Annotated in this window: 27 protein-coding genes and 1 other RNA gene; 16 read left to right on the top strand and 12 right to left on the bottom strand. The window is 36.1% G+C overall.

From position 1 onward, the window contains the following. Positions 1 to 26 precede the first annotated feature (26 nt). The 3 genes from AC00Y6_RS03280 to AC00Y6_RS03270 all read right to left on the bottom strand — a co-directional run bounded on the left by AC00Y6_RS03280 (position 27) and on the right by AC00Y6_RS03270 (position 2,720). Positions 27 to 1,247 (bottom strand): MFS transporter, encoded by a 1,221-nt coding sequence (locus AC00Y6_RS03280; protein ID WP_474489186.1) that lies wholly within the window; start codon positions 1,245 to 1,247, stop codon positions 27 to 29. 84 nt (positions 1,248 to 1,331) lie between these two features. Beyond that, a complete protein-coding gene (locus tag AC00Y6_RS03275) occupies positions 1,332 to 2,207 on the bottom strand; it encodes a helix-turn-helix domain-containing protein (protein WP_474489185.1) in 876 nt (291 codons plus the stop codon). Between the two features lie 216 nt (positions 2,208 to 2,423). Next, the gene (locus AC00Y6_RS03270) at positions 2,424 to 2,720 is read right to left on the bottom strand and encodes a helix-turn-helix domain-containing protein (RefSeq protein WP_474489184.1); all 297 of its coding nucleotides are present in this window, start codon (positions 2,718 to 2,720) and stop codon (positions 2,424 to 2,426) included. 68 nt (positions 2,721 to 2,788) lie between these two features. Between AC00Y6_RS03270 and AC00Y6_RS03265 the strand changes: the two genes are divergently transcribed. Together AC00Y6_RS03265 and AC00Y6_RS03260 are read left to right on the top strand one after the other, a co-directional pair. Then, positions 2,789 to 3,682, top strand: a complete 894-nt coding sequence (locus tag AC00Y6_RS03265) for a helix-turn-helix domain-containing protein (protein WP_474489183.1) — start codon at positions 2,789 to 2,791, stop codon at positions 3,680 to 3,682. Positions 3,683 to 3,814: 132 nt separating this feature from the next. Further along, positions 3,815 to 4,663 (top strand): aromatic alcohol reductase, encoded by an 849-nt coding sequence (locus tag AC00Y6_RS03260; protein WP_474489182.1) that lies wholly within the window; start codon positions 3,815 to 3,817, stop codon positions 4,661 to 4,663. A gap of 1,375 nt (positions 4,664 to 6,038) precedes the next feature. On the opposite strand, the gene AC00Y6_RS03255 is transcribed toward AC00Y6_RS03260, so the two are convergent. The 7 genes from AC00Y6_RS03255 to AC00Y6_RS03225 form a co-directional block, all read right to left on the bottom strand. Next, entirely contained in the window at positions 6,039 to 6,161 is a 123-nt protein-coding gene (locus AC00Y6_RS03255) for a hypothetical protein (RefSeq protein WP_474489181.1), read from the bottom strand. Next, positions 6,158 to 6,397 (bottom strand): hypothetical protein, encoded by a 240-nt coding sequence (locus AC00Y6_RS03250; RefSeq protein ID WP_474489180.1) that lies wholly within the window; start codon positions 6,395 to 6,397, stop codon positions 6,158 to 6,160. The genes AC00Y6_RS03255 and AC00Y6_RS03250 overlap by 4 nt, the downstream gene beginning before the upstream one ends. A gap of 94 nt (positions 6,398 to 6,491) precedes the next feature. Beyond that, positions 6,492 to 6,821 carry a LytR/AlgR family response regulator transcription factor gene (locus AC00Y6_RS03245; RefSeq protein ID WP_474489179.1) on the bottom strand — a complete coding sequence of 110 codons (330 nt, stop codon included), beginning with the start codon at positions 6,819 to 6,821 and terminating at the stop codon, positions 6,492 to 6,494. 318 nt (positions 6,822 to 7,139) lie between these two features. Continuing rightward, the gene (locus tag AC00Y6_RS03240) at positions 7,140 to 8,231 is read right to left on the bottom strand and encodes a serine hydrolase domain-containing protein (RefSeq protein ID WP_474489178.1); all 1,092 of its coding nucleotides are present in this window, start codon (positions 8,229 to 8,231) and stop codon (positions 7,140 to 7,142) included. Next, on the bottom strand, positions 8,203 to 8,346 hold the full coding sequence (locus AC00Y6_RS03235) for a hypothetical protein (RefSeq protein WP_474489177.1): 144 nt from the start codon (positions 8,344 to 8,346) through the stop codon (positions 8,203 to 8,205). The genes AC00Y6_RS03240 and AC00Y6_RS03235 overlap by 29 nt, the downstream gene beginning before the upstream one ends. Positions 8,347 to 9,068: 722 nt before the next feature. Continuing rightward, the gene (locus tag AC00Y6_RS03230) at positions 9,069 to 9,461 is read right to left on the bottom strand and encodes a hypothetical protein (protein WP_474489176.1); all 393 of its coding nucleotides are present in this window, start codon (positions 9,459 to 9,461) and stop codon (positions 9,069 to 9,071) included. A 330-nt stretch (positions 9,462 to 9,791) separates the two neighbouring features. Continuing rightward, a complete protein-coding gene (locus AC00Y6_RS03225; RefSeq protein WP_474489175.1) occupies positions 9,792 to 10,646 on the bottom strand; it encodes an ion transporter in 855 nt (284 codons plus the stop codon). Between the two features lie 116 nt (positions 10,647 to 10,762). On the opposite strand from AC00Y6_RS03225, the gene parS reads away from it, so the two are divergent. The 4 genes from parS to AC00Y6_RS03205 are packed head-to-tail and all read left to right on the top strand — an operon-like array spanning position 10,763 to position 13,564. Next, a complete protein-coding gene (gene parS / locus AC00Y6_RS03220; protein WP_474489174.1) occupies positions 10,763 to 11,218 on the top strand; it encodes a type II RES/Xre toxin-antitoxin system antitoxin in 456 nt (151 codons plus the stop codon). A 3-nt stretch (positions 11,219 to 11,221) separates the two neighbouring features. Then, the gene (locus tag AC00Y6_RS03215; protein WP_474489173.1) at positions 11,222 to 11,674 is read left to right on the top strand and encodes an RES family NAD+ phosphorylase; all 453 of its coding nucleotides are present in this window, start codon (positions 11,222 to 11,224) and stop codon (positions 11,672 to 11,674) included. Positions 11,675 to 11,684: 10 nt separating this feature from the next. Next, entirely contained in the window at positions 11,685 to 12,782 is a 1,098-nt protein-coding gene (locus AC00Y6_RS03210) for a Nif3-like dinuclear metal center hexameric protein (RefSeq protein ID WP_474489172.1), read from the top strand. 2 nt (positions 12,783 to 12,784) lie between these two features. Next, positions 12,785 to 13,564: a zinc ribbon domain-containing protein gene (locus AC00Y6_RS03205; RefSeq protein WP_474489171.1), complete on the top strand. Its 780-nt coding sequence runs from the start codon at positions 12,785 to 12,787 to the stop codon at positions 13,562 to 13,564. A 66-nt stretch (positions 13,565 to 13,630) separates the two neighbouring features. Here the strand turns inward: AC00Y6_RS03205 and AC00Y6_RS03200 are convergent, their stop codons facing one another. Then, the gene (locus AC00Y6_RS03200; RefSeq protein ID WP_474489170.1) at positions 13,631 to 14,446 is read right to left on the bottom strand and encodes a head GIN domain-containing protein; all 816 of its coding nucleotides are present in this window, start codon (positions 14,444 to 14,446) and stop codon (positions 13,631 to 13,633) included. 113 nt (positions 14,447 to 14,559) lie between these two features. Between AC00Y6_RS03200 and AC00Y6_RS03195 the strand changes: the two genes are divergently transcribed. The 5 genes from AC00Y6_RS03195 to AC00Y6_RS03175 all read left to right on the top strand — a co-directional run bounded on the left by AC00Y6_RS03195 (position 14,560) and on the right by AC00Y6_RS03175 (position 18,500). Beyond that, positions 14,560 to 15,048: a DUF4920 domain-containing protein gene (locus tag AC00Y6_RS03195; protein ID WP_474489169.1), complete on the top strand. Its 489-nt coding sequence runs from the start codon at positions 14,560 to 14,562 to the stop codon at positions 15,046 to 15,048. A 286-nt stretch (positions 15,049 to 15,334) separates the two neighbouring features. Beyond that, positions 15,335 to 16,171 (top strand): 1,4-dihydroxy-2-naphthoyl-CoA synthase, encoded by an 837-nt coding sequence (locus AC00Y6_RS03190; RefSeq protein WP_474489365.1) that lies wholly within the window; start codon positions 15,335 to 15,337, stop codon positions 16,169 to 16,171. Between the two features lie 24 nt (positions 16,172 to 16,195). Further along, positions 16,196 to 16,864 (top strand): DUF2461 domain-containing protein, encoded by a 669-nt coding sequence (locus AC00Y6_RS03185; protein ID WP_474489168.1) that lies wholly within the window; start codon positions 16,196 to 16,198, stop codon positions 16,862 to 16,864. A gap of 8 nt (positions 16,865 to 16,872) precedes the next feature. Next, positions 16,873 to 17,799 carry a 1,4-dihydroxy-2-naphthoate octaprenyltransferase gene (gene menA, locus AC00Y6_RS03180; RefSeq protein WP_474489167.1) on the top strand — a complete coding sequence of 309 codons (927 nt, stop codon included), beginning with the start codon at positions 16,873 to 16,875 and terminating at the stop codon, positions 17,797 to 17,799. Between the two features lie 17 nt (positions 17,800 to 17,816). Continuing rightward, on the top strand, positions 17,817 to 18,500 hold the full coding sequence (locus tag AC00Y6_RS03175) for a metal-dependent hydrolase (protein ID WP_474489166.1): 684 nt from the start codon (positions 17,817 to 17,819) through the stop codon (positions 18,498 to 18,500). Between the two features lie 65 nt (positions 18,501 to 18,565). Here AC00Y6_RS03175 and ffs read toward each other — a convergent pair. Further along, positions 18,566 to 18,663: signal recognition particle sRNA small type (gene ffs, locus AC00Y6_RS03170), an RNA gene on the bottom strand. Between the two features lie 153 nt (positions 18,664 to 18,816). On the opposite strand from ffs, the gene AC00Y6_RS03165 reads away from it, so the two are divergent. The 5 genes from AC00Y6_RS03165 to AC00Y6_RS03145 all read left to right on the top strand — a co-directional run bounded on the left by AC00Y6_RS03165 (position 18,817) and on the right by AC00Y6_RS03145 (position 23,481). Beyond that, a complete protein-coding gene (locus AC00Y6_RS03165; protein WP_474489165.1) occupies positions 18,817 to 19,404 on the top strand; it encodes a DUF4199 domain-containing protein in 588 nt (195 codons plus the stop codon). Between the two features lie 147 nt (positions 19,405 to 19,551). After that, positions 19,552 to 20,505 carry a glycosyltransferase family 2 protein gene (locus tag AC00Y6_RS03160; protein WP_474489164.1) on the top strand — a complete coding sequence of 318 codons (954 nt, stop codon included), beginning with the start codon at positions 19,552 to 19,554 and terminating at the stop codon, positions 20,503 to 20,505. Between the two features lie 3 nt (positions 20,506 to 20,508). Then, positions 20,509 to 20,958: a copper resistance protein CopD gene (locus AC00Y6_RS03155; protein WP_474489163.1), complete on the top strand. Its 450-nt coding sequence runs from the start codon at positions 20,509 to 20,511 to the stop codon at positions 20,956 to 20,958. A gap of 62 nt (positions 20,959 to 21,020) precedes the next feature. Then, entirely contained in the window at positions 21,021 to 21,737 is a 717-nt protein-coding gene (locus AC00Y6_RS03150; protein WP_474489162.1) for a GIN domain-containing protein, read from the top strand. A gap of 22 nt (positions 21,738 to 21,759) precedes the next feature. Then, entirely contained in the window at positions 21,760 to 23,481 is a 1,722-nt protein-coding gene (locus AC00Y6_RS03145) for a phospho-sugar mutase (protein WP_474489161.1), read from the top strand. Positions 23,482 to 23,616 lie beyond the last annotated feature (135 nt).

The following is a 23,616-nucleotide window of genomic DNA, read 5'->3' as shown; positions in this document are numbered from 1 at the left end:
GTTTAAATAATGAGAGTAGCCCGTAGCTATTTTTCTGCAGCTGTCAATTCTATATCTTTCGTGGTCATGCTTTTTTTCTCACCAAGAAACAGTACCAACACGGCGATAAAGCAGCTAAGTGCCCCAAATATATACACCATTTGGTAGTTGTACCACTGGGCAACCAAACCGGCAATGGGTGCGGCAAGCCCCAGTGAAAGGTCAAAGAAGGCGCCGTAGGCTCCCAGTGCCGTTCCCCGCATTTGTGGAGATACCTTTTTTATAGCCATAACACCTAGAGACGGGAAAATCAATGAAAAACCTGCTCCTGTAAGACAGCATCCTACAATTGCCATCGCTTTGGAAGTTGCAAAGCCAATGCAAAGCTGACCAATAATTTCAATGACTAATGAGATTAAGGCTATCTTATAAGCACCGTACTTATCAGGAAAAGATGAGAAGAAGAGGCGAACAAGTATATAAAACCCACCAAACAACATAAATGCCTGTGATGCATTTCCCCAATGTTGTTGGGTAAACAATAATATAATAAATGATGATATGCAGGCGAAGCCGATGGAAGCAAAGGCAAGTCCCAAACCTTGACCATAAACTTTTCCTACAACTCTGTAAAAAGGGGCGCGGACATGATTTAAGTCTAACGGTAAAGGGGGGAGTTTATGAGTGATTATCAGACTAAATCCTGATAACAAAGCAATAGCTGCAAATGAAATCTCTATACCGATTGTCTTAACTAGTGTAATACCCAGGGGAGCCCCTAGCGCAATTCCCGCATACATCGCTATGCCGTTCCAGGTCATTACTTTTCCTGATCTGGACATACCTACCAATCCGATACCCCAGCTAAGCGAGCCTGTAACCAATAAGCTTTCGGCAACGCCATGCAAAATCCTTGATGTTAAAACAAGGGTGAGTGCTAGAGCAGGACTGGCACCAAATAAAGTTGATGTGAGATAAAGCAGCCCTGTAATTATTCCTAATGCTCCACCGATTCGGGTGCTTAATCTAGCTCCTCTTGTATCTGTAAGTTTACCTGCATATGCTCTGGTAACCAATGTAGCTAAAGCTTGTGCACCAATTACAACACCTACAATTACACTGTTGTATTTTAAGTTAGATTCTATATAATTAGGTAGGATTCCCAGCATCATGCCTATGGTAAGGTAAACGGAGAAGACGGATAGGATGATTGGCGTTGTAATTTTATAAAATCCAGCCTCAGCATTTTGTTCAATAGTTGCGTTCATATAAATTGTTTAAATTTTATGATGCAAATTTAAGAATGTTAGCTGCGAGAGTCCGGTGCTATTTCATGGTGATAATTGGACAAATTATGGTTTGTTTATACGAAATGCAGAGGCGTTATGTCCCGTATGTTTTTTAAAAAATCGTGAAAAGTACGTGTGATCTTCATACCCCAAATCCCACGCAATTTCTTTTATATCCTTCTCAGAATAGGAAAGTAGTCGCTTAGCTTCCAAAATTATTTCCTGCTGTATCCAATAGCTTGCAGGAAAACCCGTTATTTCTTTCATCACTTCGTTGAGATACAAAGGTGTTATATGGAGCAAAGCGGCGTAATCTTTAACTTGTTTAATGGTTAAAAAATTTAGATTTATTGATTGTTTAAATCGTGTTGCCAATAGGTATTTTGAGCTGTTAATATATTTAAAACTTGTGGAGGCACCCAATAGTTTAGACGCCATAAGCCCCGAAATGCTATCTAGTAGACCTCTTGTGATAGTAGGGGATAATTTATCTGTTGGTTTATCACTTAACCACCATCTTTCCAAATTATTGGCAAATGAAAAAATCAGGTCTTGTTGGTCAAGATGGACGTGTTGGGTGACGTTCAACATCGTATCAAAATTATCACGAACCTGTTTTGATAGATAATCTGTATTGAGAAATAAAAGCCATCCCTCACATTGCTCACATTTTAGGTAACGCTGTACCTGCCCGGGTGCAACATAACAGATACCAGCGTTATTGATCTCAATCATATTAAAGTCAAGCTCAAAAACAAAATGACCTTTATTTTGAATAATGAACATATAATGGTCATCCCTATGTAACCCCTGACTGGTAAACTGTAATCCTTTCAAAGGCAGAACCTCTATACCGATTTGTTTCAGTTCATCTTGATGAATGGGGATATCATGTTTTGAAATCAATTTATTTAATTTAGCTTTGGTAAATATAAGCATTACACAAATTGTCACTCACTTATTTAAAATTTAAACTTGTTTTCAAAAGGCGTAGCAATTTTTTTATTATAACGTCATAGATAAGCAATTTACGAAAGGTTCAGTAAGGATTTTACATAGATGACGTGTGCAAGGTGGAAATCATTCTTTTAAAAGATTTTTCATTTTTGTAGATTACCTGATCTCTAATTTTGACAAGAATAGAGTAGGGCTAAACTAAGTGGTGGTGATTGTTTTGTTGCCAAGGTAATTAAAAGATTTTCTATACTTGGTGGGAGAGATAAATGCTTTGTTCTTGAACAGTTTATGAAAAGATTGAGGGTATTCAAAGCCTAACTGATAAGCTATTTCCTTAACCGACATGTCGGTGCTGGATAATAATATTTTGGCCTTTTCAATTAGTTTTTCGTGGATATATTGCTGTGTATTTTGCCAGACAATACTTCGCAGAGCATCAGTCAGGTAATCTGCCGATACCGCCAATTCTCTCGCTATGTATTGTACGGTAGGCAAACCGAATCGACAAAAATTAAAATATTAGAAAGTCGTAATTTTATAATATAATATTAATATAATAGGAAATGCTTAATAGAGGTGTTACTACTTTTTATGATGAATACGTTGATCGTAAACCCAATAACCAGAAATCTTATCTGGGATACTTCGATGTATTGCTATGGGAAGACCTTAAAGACGATCTAAGCGCATGCGAACGTCTGCAACGAAAACCCTTTTATAAAATAGCCCTTTTAGATGGAGAGGCTAACTATTATGCTAATGGAAAAAATATAAAAATATCTGGCAAACATATCGTTTTTACGAATCCGCTGACAAGGTCAAGTTTTAAGACAGAAGATTTAGGATTCACGGCTATATACTGTGTATTCGATGAACATTTCATCAAAGGAACCGACCGCATCCCAGTAGAAGATTGGCCTGTTTTCAGGGGAAAAGAAATTTTCAACGTTGCTTTGAAAGAGGGTCAATATAACCAACTTTTGCAAATTTTTGACAACTTAAGGGAAGAAGAACAAAGTGAATACACTTTTAAAGAATCGTTGATCCGAAATAGGATTTTTGATCTGATTCATTATGCACAAAAAATCATTGATACACCGTCGACTGAATCGAAGAAAGAATATATCGAAGATCATTTTTTTAAATTATTAGAACGTACATTTCTTAATATCAATCCCAAGTACCCATTAGAAGGGAAATCACCCTCTTTCTTTGCTGAAAAATTGAGTATAACAACTGACCGCCTGAATAAGACGATGAAAAGGGTAACCGGGAAAACTACTCAAACACTCATCCACGAACGGATCATAGAAGAAGCCAATGTATTACTCAAACACACGGAATATAGTATTAAGGAAATAGCCTGGATACTTCATTTTCAAGAAACATCCCACTTTTTGAACTTCTATAAAAAGTATATGTGCCTTACGCCACTAGACTATAGAAGTAGCAAATAGCTTTTTTGCACCTCAAACACGGATTCTTGTACCTTCATCACCTTTCTACTGCCATACCTTTGCCTAAATCATTTTTAGAAACGTATGGAAAAATCATTTTTAATAATTGGTACGGGAGAACTAGGGTTGGCAATGCTCCATAGTCTTCTTCAATACCAAAAACAGCAGGGCTTGCATGATAAAATAGGTGTTGTCATCAAACCATCTCATGAAAGTATTGAAAAATTCAAAAATATTCCGGAGTATAATGATGTCATTATAGAAGAATTAGATCTTGGCATACCGATTAAAGAGCTGGCAAGTGTATTCAAAAAATACGACACGGTTATATGTTGTAGTGGATTCTCTATCGGGAAAGGAATGCAGGTTAAGATAACGGAAGCCGTATTAGAAGCGGGTGTGAGAAGGTATGTACCGTGGCAGTTTGGGGCAGATTATGACAAAATCGGCAGAGGTAGCGCCCAACCTGTATTTGATGAACAATTGGATGTTCGGGATCTTCTGCGTGGACAAGACAAAACCCATTGGGTCATTGTTTCAACCGGTATGTTTACCAGTTTCCTTTTCCGGGAAGATTTTGGAATCGTCAACCTTTCCAGCAAAACAGTCCATGCGCTGGGAGATTGGAACAACTCCCTTACCCTGACTACCTGTGAAGATGTGGGTGCATTGACCATAAAGGTGCTTTTTCATGAGCCGGAAATTTTGGATCAAGTCGTGTTTGTGGCAGGTGATACGTTGACGTTTAAAGAAATCGGAGACAAAATGGAAAAGATATTTTCCGAAAAGTTTGATAGACAGCTATGGGACACTACTACACTGGAAAACAATATAGAGATCAATCCGGAAGATGTATTGGCTCGTTATCGTCTGGTATTCACTGATCCGGGTGTTACATGGCCGATGGCGGAAACATTCAATTATAAGAATAATATTGAGGTGGTCGATGTAGAGCAATGGGCTCATAAAAATTTAATATAAATAGAATAAACGAACAATTTAAAAAAAGGATAAATGAAAAAAACAATTGTAATTTTCGGTGCAGGAGAAGGAATTAGCTTGGAGACTGCTAAAAAATTTCTTGCAAATGGATTCAAGGTGGCCTTAGTAAGCAGCGTATTAGAGCAAGCTTAACCCCGCTCAGTATATCTGTTGGAACTATGCAAATAAGCGGTGCTGTTTTAAAAGCAACAAACTTATACCACCCAGAAGATATCGCTGAATTGTTTTGGAAACAACATGCAGACAGGAGTTCAGCAGAAATCATATTGTAATTTGAGCTTTTACTCAAGAATGTCAGATACTAAAGCCTTGGGTTCTTTAACTCAGGGCTTTTTGGATTACATTTCTATTCTTATAAAAGGAGCAGAGAAATTTGTTTCATGATTCCTCCGAAATGCCCAAACTATTTTTTGTATCAACACGAGCGAATTTTGTCTAAGTCCATCACCATATTATTACAGCCCAGTTTCCTTATTTTGGCAAATGAGCAACCAGTTCTACCTCTAATGGTGAGTGAAGAGGGAAGTGGGAGGAGTGAAGATGGAAGATGAAAAGGGGGCTGGAGAGCTGTTGGGGGGCTTTTTTTATGGGATGGATATTTTCTTTTTTGTATTGTTATTTTTAATACCTTTGGTTCACACTATTTGGATGTTGCTGTTTTCCAAGGTCTTTGGCGGGAATTTCTATAATAGATCCTGACCTCCCGATTCTTACTCATTTCATTATTTTTATTTTTGGGGTTATATTTTTGTGAATTTAATAACCGAATTCTCGTCCTTTTTTCATGCACTATCCTAGGGGAGGCTATTAAGTATCCATGGCTTATCTATGAATGGAGTATTGGTAATGGATTATTGGTTTTATTGTGATTTATTTAAAATGGTGTTGGGCAATATTAATATCCAGAAATGACGACACTTCTTCATTTTTATAAGAAGCTTTTATATAAGCTAATAGACCCACCATATTAGACTGAGGGTCTCGAAGCCCGCCATATTCCTCTCCAATTCTCTACTCCCAGTTCACGTTCAGATCCCGGAACTCTTGATTAGATTGGTTAAAATTAAGAGGGTGGCCTTCCGGCTCATTCCGGGTAATAAATTTAAATAATTTAACGACTTTAGGCTCTTCGTTGTTAGTTTTAAAAACAAATTTTAATTTGAGAGGAACATTCAAGCTTATTTATTAGTGGTAGTTTTTTTTAATTTCTGTCGAATGTTTTTGGAATTATATTATTGTCGGTTTCACCGCAAAATGTCCATGAAATAATGTACCAACGATTATTTTCAAAAATCAATTGAATGCTGTTTATTCCTCTTCTTGCAACCTTTCCATCTTTTTCTAATTTCGTTTCTTATGTACTCCAAACGTGTGCAATGTTTCCAAAAACTCTTACCTCTCTATTAATTTCACTTTCATAAAATGCAGTTCCAAAAACCATATCATCGGTTTCTTTATGAAATTCCTGCAACGTCATAGTTTCTTGTTTTTTTGTTTTCTATCGAAGTATGAATATACTGCTTTTGGATGATGTAAATAGTTATCTCTTTCCCATTGCCGTTTTGCCACCTTTTCCCCTGAGACAACCTCATAGCTTGCTTTCATTAATGCATCGATTGTTTTTGCATCATTTTCGAATGTTTTATTTTGTGCTTTTAGATTTCCTGTAGTCATAAATGCGATAGTTGTTAAGTAAATAAAAAATTGTTTCATAATATTTTTTTACAAAGCAACTCCGATAATCTTTTCAAAAAAAATAAGCTATTTACTTCGGGTAAGTTTTTATGTAGATTACCATATTTCTTATTTAAAGTAGTAATTTGTCAATATTATTTAATAGGCAATCTTTATAACTTCTTGCTATAGTGATTTTATGTTCGCCAACAATCAAATGGTTATCTTCTATATATTCTACGTTTTTCAAATTAACGATGATTGAATTATGAACCCTCATAAATTCATCTGGTAGTTTGCCGATAAGCTCTTTTAAAGTTTTATAGTAAATATACTTTCTACTGTTTTTTGCAAAAATCTCGACATAATTTCCTAATCCTTTAATAAACATAATATAGTCAAAATTTAATTTCACTAATTTTTTGTCTGTTTTTATAAAAGTGAAATTTTGTTGATTTCTCATTTTGAGGCTCGTTTTTTGAAATTGCCAATTACGGTTGTGCGGATTGGGGAAGTTACCAATTGAAAGAAAGCTTTCTTTTGGGATTTAGCCAATCCTCCAAATCCTCCAAATCACCCAAATACACACGATATTTCTTACTGGAAACCATAAAAACAAAAATCCTGACAAGGTTAGAATTATCTTTATATCGATAAATCATAAATTAAAACTTAGTTACTAGCTGCTGTTTTAATGGGGGTGTAATAATTTTTAGCTATTTGCTGCATAGAAAATTTAGTGGATACGCTAGTGGTATATTAGCTGAAGTACAAGTCTTTTTTAATTCTTTTGCGGCAGAGAGTCGTTTTTGTTTTCTATAATTGCTTTAATATCTCTAGAAATTTCAAAAATTTTTCCTTTATAATTATTACTTAGAATTATAATGTCAAAATTATTTAATTCCGAAATCAAAATTGCATCATAATTTCCAGCTCTTCCATCGTGAGAATGCTCAATTAATTTTTTGTTTACAAATTTTGCTTCACCTAAAGCAGACTGCGTATCATCTTGTTTAAATTGTTGACCTAATTCAAACAAAGAATTTTCATTGATCAGTTTTTTTGAATGAAGGCAATTTATGAATCTCAGCAACTCTGCTGTTGTGATAAAAGTTCCTCCAGTTAAGAAATCGGGTTTATCTTCAATCAGTTTGTCATTAAAACCTTTTGCAACTAAGTTGACATCAACAATTGGTGTAATTTCTGCCGAATCAATTTTGCAAGGTTTGAAAATATATTTTTTCACATAGATCTTATATGGTAACCCAGTGATTTTTTCAACTACAAATTGCCTTAAAAATACATTGTTCATGTTGTAGTCATATTTTGTTCCGGGAACAAAATCAAGCTTATCAACTAATTTTAAATCTTCGAAAACATCTTCATTACTTTTGATTGATCTCCAATTAACATTTGGAAGCCCACTGGTATATTGCAGAATATCTTTTATCGTAACTTGATTTGACCACGTTGGTAATTCCGGAAAGAACTTTGAAATTTTATCAGTTAAATTAAGTTTTCCTTCCTGTTTTAATTGTTGCAACGCTACTGCACTAAATTCTTTGGTGATAGAACCAATATTAAATTTGAAATTGGGAGTTAATTTTGTTGTTTTACTAGCATCTGTAAATCCGAAAGAAGAATTGTAAATTACTTTACCATTTTTCGAAACAAGTACATTTCCGTTAAACATTCCATTTTTGCTGAATAAATTCATTAAAGAATCGATTCGCTGTGGAATATTTGTTTGAGAATATGTGTAATTTGTGACAATTACTAGAATTAAAAGTATTAAGAATTTGATTTTTTTGCGTAACATATTTTTTGACTTTTTTCTGGAGGCTTTATTTGATGCCTTCTTTATAACCATCATTATAACCTCTTTTCACAGCATCTTTGAAACCATTCCAATCATAAATAGTTTCAATTACAAAAATTGTCAGAATTCCAGCAATAAAAAAAATGATTTCTCTCTTTGTTATTTTCATATCAGTATATTTATTTTCAAATCTATGATATTTTATAATCAATTTCAAAAGAAACATGATAGAAAATTACCTTTGTAGCAGTAATTATTGCGCACTACAATAATCTCCTTATCCGCCTAAGTCTTATGATTGAAAATCAATCAATTTTTTAAGAATTAAGAATTATATTTATTTATAATTTATAACGTTTGAGAGGCAAAAGGCGTTGTGGCAGTTCATCATTGTCTTTTTTCGGTCAACAACTTTTACGGTAAACCATAATCCACAAAAAAATTATGACATTGTCAGAATTTTTTGTTTTTATATTAACAAATCAAAATCAAACGCTTATTTACTAGGCACCATTTTAATATGTTTCTGAAAATTTTTAACCAATTACTGCATAGAAAATTTGGTGGTTACCATAGTTCTATGTTATGTGCAGGGCTTTTTTCTCTACTAAAATATGGAGTTTTCTAATGTCCATTCTCCTTTATCTCCTTCTATAAAGATTGAAGCATCAAACAGGTATGGTTTAACATTAGTTTTTTCACAAAGTTGTTGAATTGCATCAGAAACGAAATTGTGAAAATTAATATCCTGTAATGTTATTGCAGAAACTGTAATCGGAAATCCTAACTCGTCATTCAACCATTTTGATATTCTACTGTCAATTGGAATTTCATAAATTGTTAAACCTAAAATCTGTAGTAGATTTCTGGATTGTTTTGGTCCAAAACCTTTTAAATTATCTTGAATTTTTTTTGCAAATTTTCAAAGTTTTTAGTGAGTAGATTAGCAATTCTATCATAAAATCTTATTCCTCCAAAAAGCTTTAATGAACTTGAAATATAGTTATCCAAATTTTCAGAATTAGATTTACAATTTTCTAATTCTAAAGGAAACGGTTTCTGTCTTGAATATCTTGAGATAGGACTTTCTGCGCTCGAATTTTGTTGGGATGTTAAAAGACAAATAATAATACATTTCCAAATTTTATCTCTTTCTGAAATTATAACTTTTTTCTCAATGTTTTTTGCTAATCTGTTTTTGAAAAAAGTTTTGTCATTATTTTTTTCAATTAATTTGCGAATTTTTTCGAAGTCTTGCTCTGCAAATTCCCATTTTAGTTCCATACTTACAAATTGATTTAGTTTTCGGTTATTCCATTTATATTCATAAACGAGAACGTAGTTTGTTCTATTTCTTTACAAAGTGCGATAAGTTTCTTAATATTTAAGTCCTCAACTAATTCAAAATGTTTAAGTGTTCTTCTAGTCCAATGAACGTGAAAGTTGAGACAAATAGGTCGAAACAGCTAATTTAATTCTTCGCTTACTTTTGCTTGTATGTCACCAAGCTTTAGGTCAGTAAACGAGCCTATTTCAAGGAATAGCATATGTTTCTAGAGCTTAAACATCTATAACTTAATAATTTGAAATTTAAAGCACGATCAAATTTAGGTTCTAAGCACTTTTTGGACTGCTGATGATTTTTTCGCCACAAATTTTACAATACCTAGCATTCTGATCATTATCATCATTGCCACATCTGCTGCAAATAATATTGCTTTTTCTCTGTCTTCTAAATTCGGAAGTGACGATGCCTGTAGGTACGGCAATAATACTGTAACCGCAGAGCATAACGATGATTGATAATATCTTGCCTAGTGGTGTGCCGGGTGAAATGTCGCCATAACCAACCGTGGTGACGGTAACTACTGCCCAATAAATACTTTGCGGTATACTGCTGAATCCATTTTTACCGCCTTCGATTACGTACATTAATGCTCCAATGATGGTAATAAAAATAACCATAAACAGCAGGAAAATGTAGATTTTTCTTGAGCTGTTGCGTAATGCCGAAACAATGAATTTTCCGTCATGCATATAGTCGGCAAGGTTGAAAATTCTGAAAATCCTTAGAATCCTGAGCATCCTGATGATAGCCACAAAATGCCATATAGGAAAGAATAAAGAAATATAAAAAGGTATTATGGATAAAAAATCAATAATCCCAAGCGGACTGAAAACATACTCCTCTCTATCTTTAACACATATAATCCTCAGGAGGTATTCAATGGTAAAAATTACTGTGATAAAAAATTCGGTGTAATAAAATTCTTTGTAGTACTGCAACCTGATGATAGGAATTGTTTCTACCATGAGTAAAACCGTACTGGTCAAGATCAGAAGAAGCAAGGCAATATCAAAAATCTTTCCGGCTCTCGTGTCGGAGAGATAGATGATTTTGTAAATTTTTTTTCTCCATCCATCCTCGGGAATAAGATCAAATTCGGATTTAATTTTCACTTTCATCATTCAAAAATAAACTTTGAAATTATAAAAAAAAATTTTTGCAGGACTATTTTAAAAATTTAGACAAAAGTCTTTTTATTTTAGACAAAAGTCTTATATTTGTGATGTAAAACAACCTTATGAAAAAGTACACAACATCACAGTCAGACCACACCATTCAAGAACCTGTGGCTGTTTATGGTTATCATAACTTTGATGATGCCGGGATTTTTCGCATAATAGATGTTGCAGAAAAAGGCATCAGTTTTAAGTTTTTTGATGCTCTTGTAAAAAAATTCCCATTCAGTTTTCAGGACTGGGCAGGTTTTCTTCATATCTCCGGTAAAACATTATCTAGGTATCAGAAAGAGGAAAAAACGTTCGATACATTACAGTCAGAGAAAATTCTTCAGATAGAAATGTTATACGCCAGAGGCGAGCAGGTTTTTGATTCTGCCGATAATTTTATGATTTGGTTGCAAGCAGAGAATCTGGCCTTAGGCAAAACCAGGCCTCAGGATTTATTAGGCAGTAGTTTTGGGATTGCTCTTTTAATGGATGAGCTTACCCGTATAGAGCATGGCGTATTAGCTTAGACGATGATTGTTTACAGGCTTTCAAAAGAGATGTATGCCAATGACCTTTCCGGGAAAGGTGCGGAAATTGCGGGCGGCAGATGGAACAGTAAAGGAAATGCGGCCTTGTACACAGGTCAGTCTATCGCACTTTGTGTTACCGAAATTGCCGTGCATATCCCATTGGGGATTTTGCCAAAAGATTACAAACTGGTTCATATAGAAATTCCGGATGACGTTTTTTTTGAGCCCAAACGCTTGCCCAAACAATGGAACACGTTTCCGCATCCTCACAGCACACAGAAAATTGGGGACAAATTCTTAAGAGAAAATGCTTTTCTTTTTATGAAGGTGCCTTCTGCAGCAGTTCAGGGAGAGTTTAATTATATTATTAATCCTCGGCATGCCCATTTTGAAAAAGTTAGTATAAAAAAAGTCGAAAAATTTACTTTTGATGACAGATTGTTCATCAGATAAAATAACAATTATGAAAATCAAAGAATTTATCAAAGAGTTTGAGAAAATAATCCCTATAAAACAGGCAGAGGATTTTGACAATGTCGGTTTGCTTTGTGGTAATCCGGATCGTGAAATATCCGGAGTGCTTATTGCACATGATGCGCTGGAATCTGTTGTTGACGAGGCTGCAGAAAAGGGTTTTAACCTGATTTTTTGTTTTCATCCCATTATATTTTCCGGACTTAAATCTATTACCGGAAAAAACTATGTAGAAAAAGCAGTTCTGAAAGCTTTGGAAAATAAAATTGCTATTTACGCTATTCATACGGCTTTTGATAATGATTATTTCGGGGTTAATTATAAAATTTGTCAAGTGTTGGGTCTTAAAAACCAACAAATCCTGATGCCTAAACAAAACCAACTGAAAAAATTGGAAGTTTATGTCCCTGTGGAATCTGCCGAGAGTCTTAAAAATGCTTTGTTTGATGCAGGTGCTGGTAATATTGGATTTTATGATGAATGCAGTTTTCTTATTAATGGGAAAGGTACTTTTCGGCCGTTGGAAAGTTCCAATCCTGTCACGGGAAAACATAATGAGCGGGAGAATGCTGACGAGGTTTTACTTTCCTTTATTTTCGAAGATTATAAACAGTACCAGATTCTTTTTGCAATGCGGCAAAATCATCCATACGAAGAGGTGGCTTACCAGCTGATTTCTCTTGATAACGACAATCAATACACCGGTTTGGGAAGGTTTGGCGAATTGGATGCTGCATTGGATGTTGTAGATTTTTTGAAATTGGTAAAAGAAAAATTTAATCTTAATGTCATCAGGCACAGTGCTTTTAATGAGAAAAAAATCAAAAGGGTAGGTGTGTTGGGAGGCAGCGGTGCTAGCGGGATAAAAGCGGCTTTGTCTGCAAAATGTGATGCATACATTACTGGCGATGTCAAATACCACGATTTTTTTTCTGCAGAAGGTCAAATGATGATTTGTGATATTGGCCACTTCGAGTCAGAACAATTTGTGGCTCAACAATTATTTGAAATTTTGTCCGAAAAATTCACTACCTTTGCGATCGCTAAAACGACGAAAAAAACAAATCCGGTTAATTATTTTATATAGATATGGCTAAAGTAAACGAAATTTCTGTAGAAGAAAAACTAAGAGCTCTTTACGATTTGCAGATTATAGACTCGCGTCTGGATGAGATCCGCAATACAAGGGGCGAATTGCCGATTGAAGTAGAAGATCTTGAAATAGAGATCGAAGGCCTCGAAAAAAGAGCCCAAAAGTTTGAAACAGAAATTGCTGAGCAAAATGCTGAGATCAATGATAAAAAAGAATTGATTAAGCAGGCTCAGAACCTGATGGAAAAATACAAAACGCAACAGGACAACGTTAGAAATAACAAAGAGTTTGAAGCGCTTGCAAAAGAAGTAGAATATCAGGATTTAGAAGTTCAGTTAGCTGAAAAAAGGATTAAAGAATTTGGTGCAAAAATAGACCATAAAAAGGAAACTTTATCTGATCTTAATACTAAAATCGAAGAACTTAAAAATCACCTGACTCACAAGAAAAACGAGTTGGATACATTGGTTGCCGAGACTCAGAAAGAGGAAGAATACCTGTTAGAAAAATCAAAAGAATTCTCAGAAAAAATCGATAATAGACTTTTGGTTTCTTACCAAAGAATCAGAAACGGTTCTACAACAGGCCTTGCCGTAGTTGGTTTGGAAAGAGGTGCGCCAAAAGGTTCATTCTTTACAGTACCGCCACAAAAACAAATGGAGATTGCCCAAAGAAAGAAAATCATTATTGATGAACATTCTGGTAAAATCCTTGTAGATGACGAGTTGGTAAACGAAGAAACTGCTAAAATGCAGGACGTTATCAAGTTTAACTAATCTCTATAACATAGATATAAAAAGAGACCTGTCAATCAGGTCTCTTTTTCGTTTTTATAAGTTGTTTTATCGGATGTTGACAGATCCGGAACTGCTTTCGTTTTTCATAATTTTGTTCAGGCTTCCTCTCTTAACCACATTGATGTCTCCGCTAGATGATGCGCTGGCAGTAAGCGATTGGCTCACACCCACTGTAATATCCGCAGAGGAAGAAGTGGTGAGAACCGCATTTTCAGCCGTTAGGTTTTCCGCTTTGATATCTCCGGAAGATGACGCTTGTGCCGTTACATTCTCCGCTTTTCCCTTGATGTTGATGCCGCCGGATGAAGACGTTTGCAGATTAAGGGTTTTGGCAATCACATCGCCATAAAAATCGCCACTGCTGGATGCTTGGATGTTGATGTTGTTCCCGCTGATATTCCCTTTGATATTTCCGGAACTCGATACTTTTACATCAAGATTAGAGAAACTGAAATCGTCTTTCAGCACAATACTTCCGCTGGAACTTGCCGCCAGTCTATCAAAATCTTTAGCATAAACTTTAATTTTGATTCGGTCTGTCGAGATATTTTTGAAACCGCGAGATTCTATTTTTACCTGAACTTTTCTGCCCTCTTGTTTCACCACCACGTATTGTATCAGGTCAGATGGTGCATAAACAATAATCTGTTCCTTATTGGATTTAAAAACTTCAGCGTTAAGGCCTGTAGAAATTTGAAGTTCGTCAAAATCCACATCATAAGTTTTTTCGACTACTTCTCCTTTTCCGGAATCTGACAGGATGTGGGAAAACATTACATCGTTAGAACCGTTTTTGCTTTGGATACAGGAAAAATTCCCTACCGCGGCCAGAAGAACCAGAGATAAAAGTTGTATTTTCATAATAATATATTTTATAGTAGTTAGACAGTTCAGCCTGATAAAGTGTTACATCTGACAATTATTTTTTCTCATTCTAAATAATTTTCTAAATTTACATTATTAAAAATAAATTTATGAAAAATCTGATTTCTGTTCTTTTATTAGGTGCGTCTTTGTCTTTTTATGCGCAATCCGGGCCGCCAGCCGGCGATGCAAAAGTAGGTGATTTCTATGGTCAGGATGTTTCTGCCAAAGCGGTAAAAAAAGCCGTTTCTACAGACGAATTGAACAAAGAGCTTAAAGCAAAAAATAAAGTAACCAATGTTTCCGTAAAAGGAAAAGTAACCGGCGTTTGCCCCAAAAAAGGCTGTTGGGTAAGCCTGGCAACCGATAGTGGCGAGACATTTTTTGTTAAGATGAAAGATTATGCGTTTTTTGTCCCAACCGCTTTGGAAGGTAAGACGGTGGTGCTGGAAGGCAACGCAGAGAGCAAAACAACCTCTGTGAAAGAGTTGCAGCATTACGCAGAAGATGCCAAAAAATCACAGGCTGAGATTGATGTCATCAAAGAACCAAAAACCGAGACCCGTTTTCTGGCCAATGCTATTAAGGTGGTAGAGTAAATTTGATGTCAAAATAATTGGAAAGCTTCAGGGATTAACTGAAGTTTTTTTTATTTTTTGGCGTATCCCTTTTTGCCTCACCAGATCCTTGCAAAGGGTCGTGCTGTCCACTCTTATCTTTTGTTTTTTAGAAGCTTCGGATCCAGATACGGTTTACGTGAAAAAAAACAAAAGGATAACCGTTTCCATCCCTTACGCAGCTGCGCACAATTCATACTTTCACGGCCATTATTCGGGAGCCAAAATCCAATTAATCTGCGTATATTTGGGGAAAATTTTCAAAAAAATGGCAGACTGGAAAACCGTCAAAGAATACGAAGATATTACCTATAAAAAATCAAATGGTGTTGCAAGAATCGCCATTAACAGACCGGAAGTAAGAAATGCTTTTCGCCCAAAAACAACCTCGGAATTGTACGATGCGTTTTATGATGCATCAGAAGATCCTTCTATCGGCGTTGTTTTATTAACCGGCGAAGGCCCAAGCCCAAAAGACGGCGGACACGCTTTCTGTAGTGGTGGCGATCAAAAAGCACGCGGCCAAAAAGGTTACGTTGGCGAAGATGGAAGGCATCGTCTTAATATTCTGGAAGTTCAGCGTTTGATTCGTTTTATGCCAAAGGTGGTGATTGCCGTAGTAAACGGTTGGGCTGTTGGCGGTGGGCATTCGCTTCATGTGGTTTGCGATTTGACGTTGGCCAGTAAAGAACATGCCATCTTCAAACAAACCGATGCCGATGTTACCAGCTTTGATGGTGGATATGGTTCTGCTTATTTAGCCAAAATGGTGGGGCAGAAAAAAGCAAGGGAAATTTTCTTTTTAGGCAGAAATTATTCTGCTCAGGAAGCGGCTGATATGGGGATGGTAAATGCAGTGATAGAGCATGCAGAGCTGGAAGATACCGCTTACGAGTGGGCTCAGGAAATCCTCGCAAAATCGCCAATGTCCATCAGGATGCTAAAATTCGCAATGAATTTGACTGATGACGGAATGGTTGGTCAGCAGGTTTTTGCCGGCGAAGCTACCCGTTTGGCTTATATGACGGAAGAAGCTAAAGAAGGTAGAAATGCGTTCCTCGAAAAGAGGAAACCAGATTTCGGTGACGACCAGTGGATTTCGTAAAATATTTATAATACACTATACATTTTGAAAAAAGCCTTCGAATTTCTGAAACATCTCAGCAAAAACAATAATCGCGATTGGTTTTCCGAACACAAACCGGATTATGATGCGATTGCAAAAGCTAATAAAGTGTTTTTTAATGACGTTTTTTCTGACTTTCAGGAATACGATGATGTAACCAATATTCATATTTTCAGGATTTATAATGATGTGCGTTTTTCTAAAGGCAAGCCTCCTTACAAAACTAATTTTGGCGCAGGATTATCCCGAAGAAAACCCAATTTGAGAGGTGGTTACTACATTCATTTGGAACCGGGCAACAGTTTTGTTGGCGGAGGTTTTTGGGCGCCTGATTCCGCAGATTTGTTAAGGATCCGCAAGGAATTTGAATTCGGTACAAGCGAAATCAATAAAATTACTTCGGATAAAAATTTCGTCAAATATTTTGGAAAACTCGAAGGGGAAGATGGTGTAAAAACAGCACCAAAGGGTTTTGACAAAAATCATCCTGCGATTGATTTGATCAAGAAAAAACAATATGTGGTGATGAGAAGGTTCTCTGATAAAGAGGTTTTCTCAGTTGATTTTAAAAAAGAAATTACCGCCACTTTTTTGGCAATGCGCCCTTTTTTCGATTATATGAGTAATGTACTTACCACAGATTTGAACGGCGAATCTGTAATTAAAGATTAAAAAATAAAATGATTCATTGGATAAAAGCAGCCCGGCTGCGGACATTACCACTTTCTCTCAGTGGGATTATTATGGGAGCATTCATTGCAAAATGGCGCATTTCTCAGGAAGGCGGATTTTGGGATTGGCGGATTTTTGCCTTGGCACTTCTTGTTACATTATTATATCAGATCCTTTCCAACTTTGCCAACGATTATGGCGATGGCGTGAAAGGAACAGACCAGAACCGGATTGGTGAAGCCGAAAGCAGGGCAGTAGCCTCGGGTAAAATCACAGCCAATCAAATGCGGAATGCTGTTATTTTGTTATCGATTTTATCTTTTGCGGCAACTGTTGCCTTGTTGTACGTTGCTTTTTATCCAGATTATACCAAAGAATTTTGGATTTTTATAGGATTGGGTATTGCCTGTATTTTTGCCGCAATTGGTTATACAGTGGGTAAAAAACCTTACGGATATATGGGATTGGGTGATATTTTTGTGTTTATTTTTTTTGGTTTGGTTTCTGTTTGCGGCAGTTATTTCTTGTTTACCAAAACTTTTGATTACGATGTTTTGATCCCGGCATCTGCCATTGGGATGCTGAGTATGGCCGTTCTAAACCTCAATAATATGCGTGATATTGTGAATGACAAATTATCAGGTAAAAAAACATTGGCATTGAGGCTTGGCTTTAGAAAAGCGATGGTTTACGAGATTATTCTTTTGCAATTGCCCATCCTGCTTATGTTTCTGTTTTTGATGATTAATTTTGGACAACAACACGATAATTTTTACCCTTTTATAGTGGTTGTTCTGATGTTTCCGTTTATGAAACTGAGGAGAAATATTATGGCAGTAAAAGAACCAAAATTATTAGATCCATTTCTGAAACAAGTCGGAATTTTAACTTTTATGATGGCAGTTTTGACGGCTTTTGGTTTGAATTATTTTTAACAATAAATAGAATAAAAATGAAAATAAAATTCCTTGGACAAAACTGTTTTTTGTTCACTTACAACGGTAAAACAATTCTTTCTGACCCTTTCTATAATTTTAAAAAGGAACAATCCGGTTTTGATATTAAGGCTCAAAAAATCGATTATGTTTTGATTACCCACGCTCACGGCGATCATATTGCGGACGTAAAAGAAGTTCTGGAAAATCATCCTGATGCAACGGTTATTGGACAACCCGAAATCTGCGGATATTTTGGGAATTCTAATAATATCGACATTAATTTTGGAGGTTCTGCAAAAATTGATGATCTCAAAATTTCGATGGTTCCTGCATTGCACACCAGCTCTTTTCCCGACGGAACTTACGGCGGATTGGCAGCGGGTTATGTTTTCAGGTTTTCAGATGGTAGAAACCTTTATTTGGCGGGAGATACAGGCGTATCGGCTGAGATGGGTATTTTGCCACAGGTTTTTGGGAAACTGGATTTGTCGATTTTACCTGTTGGGAGACATTACACCATGTGTCCAAGAAAAGCCGCTTTTGCAGCGTCTGAATTATTGAAAACACCTAAAGTGATTGGTTGCCACTTTGATACTTTTCCGCCAATCGAAATCAACCACGAGAATGCTAAAAAGCATTTTGCGGATAAAAATATCGATTTTACTTTACCGGAACTGGGACAGGAATTTGAATTTTAGGATCAAAAAAATGAGCTAACTTGAAAATTATATTACCAAATTAGCTCATCAATTAATTAAATAAAAAATGGCAAGCTACCTAAATCACACCGCTACAACCGATTACCTTTGCTGCGTTCCCACCCTGGAGGATTCTCAGGAGCTGGTTGTTTAGGACTTGCCGTTGCAAAGATAGAAATTTAAAATGAAAATGAAAAAAGAACAAAGGGAAAAGGCCAAAGAATCCTTGCAAAAATTGATAATCAACTGATTTTTAATTTGATTTTTTTTAATTGTCTTTCATTTTTTTCTTTAATCTGTTAATCTAAATTACATTATGACAAAAAATCCCCTGGCAGTTGGCCTAGGTTTGTACATCGCAACGATGCTCGTTTTTTTTACGATTTATTACTTTTTTGCCAATGCCAATTATTGGAATACCACTATGCAGGTGAATGCATTCGGGATGACATTTCTCTACGTTTTGGGCGGTTTCCTATCCGTATTATGGCTGAGAGGTAATGGGAAAATCACCTATCCGCAGGCATTTAAACAATGTTTTTTAACCTTGTTTGTTGGTGGTTTACTTTCTGTATTATCCATTTTTGCATTTCTTAATTATGTTGATACAGATGCGCGGGACCTTCTCAATCATCAATACATCCAGACAGAACTTAATAACCTGGACGAGGCTTATGAGCAAAAAAAGTTGGAAGCCGCCAATCTGAAAGACCAAACCAAAATCAAGGAATTGGAAACGGATTACAAAAATGCCAAAGAAGCAAGAGAAGTGGCGCAGAAAGAAAATCGTAATTATTTTTCTTTTCAGTTTCTATCGGCAGTGTTTGGTGGGTTTATGTTGTTTTATCTACTTTTGTCCATTATTATTGCAGGGTTTTTGAAGAACAAAAAACGGTACGAGTAACTTAACATAAATGTTTTTTTTGGCAGCTTTATCCGTCTTCCGTTCCCGCTATCCCGAAAGCCAAATTATATCCAAGGCTTTTCGGGATGAGCTCCACTCAAGCCGGGCTGCTTTTATTCAACGTTCCAAATAACATTTTAGATATTTATGAATCTCTCTATTATAATTCCACTTCTTAACGAAGAAGAATCCCTTGAAGAACTTTTTGCAAGGATAGACAAGGTCTGCAAAAGTAATAACCTGTCGTACGAAGTCTGGTTTATCGATGACGGAAGTACCGATTTTTCTTGGGCTATTATAGAAAATTTGAAAATCCAAAATCCTCAGATTCACGGGATCAAATTTTCTAAAAATTACGGAAAATCTCAGGCACTGCACGCTGCTTTCGAGAAAGTGAGTGGTGATGTGATTATCACAATGGATGCTGATTTACAGGATTTTCCGGAAGAGATTCCAGAACTGTATGAAATGGTAAAAGTAGGGAATTATGACATCGTTTCCGGCTGGAAGAAGAAACGTTTCGATAATGTGATGACCAAAAATATCCCTTCGAAACTCTTCAATGCGGCTGCCAGAAAGGTGTCCGGTGTTTCGCTTCACGATTTCAATTGTGGGCTAAAGGCTTACCGTAAGCAAGTGGTAAAATCCATTGATGTTTATGGCGATATGCACCGATACATTCCGGTTTTGGCCGCTAATGCAGGTTTCAGGAATATCACCGAAAAACCGGTTCAGCATCAGGCAAGACCTTACGGAACGTCAAAATTTGGCACTGAACGTTTCATCCGTGGGTTTCTTGATCTCGTAACACTTTGGTTTGTCAGCAGGTTTGGCGGAAGACCAATGCACTTCTTTGGTGCAGCAGGAACTTTGATGTTCATCATTGGCTTTTTATCTGCAATCTGGCTGGGGGTTTCAAAGCTTATTGATGTTTATTTTTTCAAAATTTATGGTAATCTTATTGCCAATAATCCTTGGTTTTTTATCGCTCTAACAATGATGATCCTTGGAACTTTGCTATTTGTGGCAGGATTTTTAGGTGAGTTGATTATCCGAAGCAATCGTGAGCATAAGAACTATCATATAGAAGAAATAATTTAGATTATGAGCCATCATTTGTTGTTGATTTTACATCTATTAGGTGCCTCGGTTTGGGTCGGCGGACATTTGATTTTATCAATAGCAATTTTGCCTGATGTCCTGAAAAAGAAAGATCCTGATATTCTTCTTGATTTCGAAAGAAAATATGAAAAGATAGGGTTGCCAGCATTACTTCTAATGGTGATTAGCGGTGTTTGGATGTCTTACCAATTTGGGATTGGATTCTCAAATTGGTTCCATTTTTCCAATCCTATAGAGACTGTTATTTCTTTGAAATTGGTTTTGCTATTGATAACTGTATTGTTTGCAATCAGCGCCAATTTCTTCGTGATTCCCAAACTAACGGCTAAAACTTTACCATTAATGGCTTTTCATATTTTATCGGTAACAATCATCGGTGTTTTGATGTTGTTGTTAGGGAGTTTTGTAAGATATGGCGGACTTACTTTTTGATTAAAGTCATTATCCCATTATCTGAAAATAATTGTAAATTGCTTAGGCTAAAAAGTATAACATTGAAACGAAAAATTAATTCTTTTATATATCTGTTCTTCTTCTCTTTATTGATAATCAGTTGTGGGAAAGTTACACCAAAGGGGGACATACAATCCAAAGATATAGAGTTATCTGAGTTCTCAAAACTTAACCTTAATGGGAAATTCCGAGTGTTTTACGTACAAAGTCCGCACAACTTTGTTAATATCGAGACCTATCCTAACATCTTTGATAACCTGAATGTTGAAGTGAAAAACAATCAGCTGGATATTACAGAAAACCGCCCTACGGACAAGGTTGATTTTTATAACATTACAGTGTATGGTAAAAACCCTTTTAGCGAAATCAAAATATCAGATTCTGTGGAGCTTAACATTTCCAGCCAGATGAAGGTGGATAATTTTACGCTTCATTTAAAAGATAATGCTAAATTTATCGGGTCAGTCATTTCGGAAAAATCCGAGATTGATATGTCCAATAAAAGCCGTGCTAACTTATTGGGAAAAACGACTTTAGCTAGATTAAATATTAAAGATACAGCAAGTATTATTTCGCCTTATTGGTACATCAAAGATTTGGAGATCGATTCTCAAAATGGGAATTATGCAGAACTGAATGTGGATGAAGAAATCAAAGGAAAAATCGGTAATACTTCTAAATTAATCTACTATGGAAATCCATCCAAAAAATTGAAGGTAGAACAAAAAGCAACTTTGGAGAATAAAAAATTGAATTAGAAATTAAAACTATATAAAAATAATGTCAGAATTATCAACATTAGATAAAGCAAAACTTTGGCTTGGAGAAGCCTTTGATGAGGAAACCAAAAACGCAGTACAAACGCTGATTGATTCCAATTCACCGGATCTAGAAGATTCTTTCTACAGAGAACTGGAATTTGGAACTGGCGGGATGCGCGGTGTGATGGGCGTTGGAACCAATAGGTTGAATAAATATACGCTTGGGCAGGCTACTCAGGGTTTAGCGAATTATCTTCATCAGCAATTTGCAGGTGAGGAGATTAAAGTGGCTATTGCTTACGATGTTCGTCACAACTCCAAAGAATTTGGGAAAATTGTAGCAGATGTTTTAACAGCTAATGGCATCAAAGTTCTTCTTTTTAAAGAACATCGCCCAACACCGGAATTGTCTTTCACGGTTAGAAATAAAAAATGCAATGCCGGAATTGTTTTGACAGCTTCCCATAATCCACCGGAATATAATGGCTACAAAGTTTATTGGAATGACGGTGCGCAGATTGTGCCACCTAATGACGAGAATATTATCAAAGAAGTCTATGCTACCAAATTTGAGGACATCAAATTCAATGGTAATGATAATTTGATAGAGTGGGTTGGCGAGGAGCAGGACGATGTTTATATCGATGCGTGTATGGAAAATTCTCTTTATCAAAATGTGGGAAGAGATAACCTAAACATCGTTTTCACATCCATCCACGGCACCACTTACACCACAGTTCCTAAAGCGTTGGCAAAAGCAGGTTTTAAAAAGGTAGACCTCGTTCACGAGCAAATGATACCAAGTGGAAATTTCCCGACGGTAGCTTCACCAAACCCTGAAGAACCAGCAGCACTTTCTATGGCAACAGATTTGGCAGAGATTACCAATGCGGATATTGTAATAGGAACGGATCCTGATGGAGACAGGCTGGGCATTGCCGTACGAAACTTGGAGGGGAAAATGCAGCTTCTTAACGGAAACCAAACCAATACGATTCTTACTTATTATATCTTGGATAGATGGAAAAAAGCAGGGAAAATTACCGGAAAAGAGTTTATTGGTTCTACCATTGTAACATCCGATATTTTCTTTGATTTAGCGGCTAAGTTTGGTGTGGATTGCAAAGTTGGGTTAACCGGCTTCAAATGGATTGGGAAAATGATCCGTGATTTTGAAGGTCAGGAAAAATTCATTTGTGGTGGTGAAGAAAGTTTCGGTTTTATGACCGGCGATTTTGTGCGTGACAAGGATTCTTGTGGTTCCATTTTAACGGCCTGTGAGATTGCCGCTTGGTGCAAAGCCAATGGTACAACGGTTTACCAATACATGATTGATATTTATAAAGAAGTAGGATTCTATTATGAAGGTTTAATTAATGTGGTGAGAAAAGGCAGAACTGGTGCCGAGGAGATCAATCAGATGATGAGCGATTTCCGAAATAACCCACCGAAAGAAATTGCCGGATCTCCTGTTGCTGAACTGAAGGATTTTAAAGAACAAACCATGCTGGATGTGGCTACGGGAGAGAAATCTGTGATGGATGATATTCCCAAGTCTAACGTGTTGATTTTCTACACCCAAGACGGAACCAAAGTTTGTGTGCGCCCATCTGGGACAGAACCAAAAATTAAATTCTATGTTTCTGTAAAAGACAGCATCCATTCTCAAGAGGAGTTTGTTGCCAAACTTCCTAAGCTTCAGGAGAAGATTAATCTCGTGAAAAAAGATCTTAATCTTTAATTGAAAATTTTTATTCAAAAAAAATATAAATACAAATATTTTTCATGAAAAGTTCTCAATTATTAAAGCAATTTAATTTTGGGAACTTTTTTTTGTAATAATTTGAATTAGTTGGTTACATTTAAGACATTTGTA

Source organism: Epilithonimonas sp., assembly GCF_056329745.1.
The sequence above is the reverse complement of the archived record's forward strand: the minus strand, read 5'-3'. Positions and strand labels throughout refer to the sequence as shown.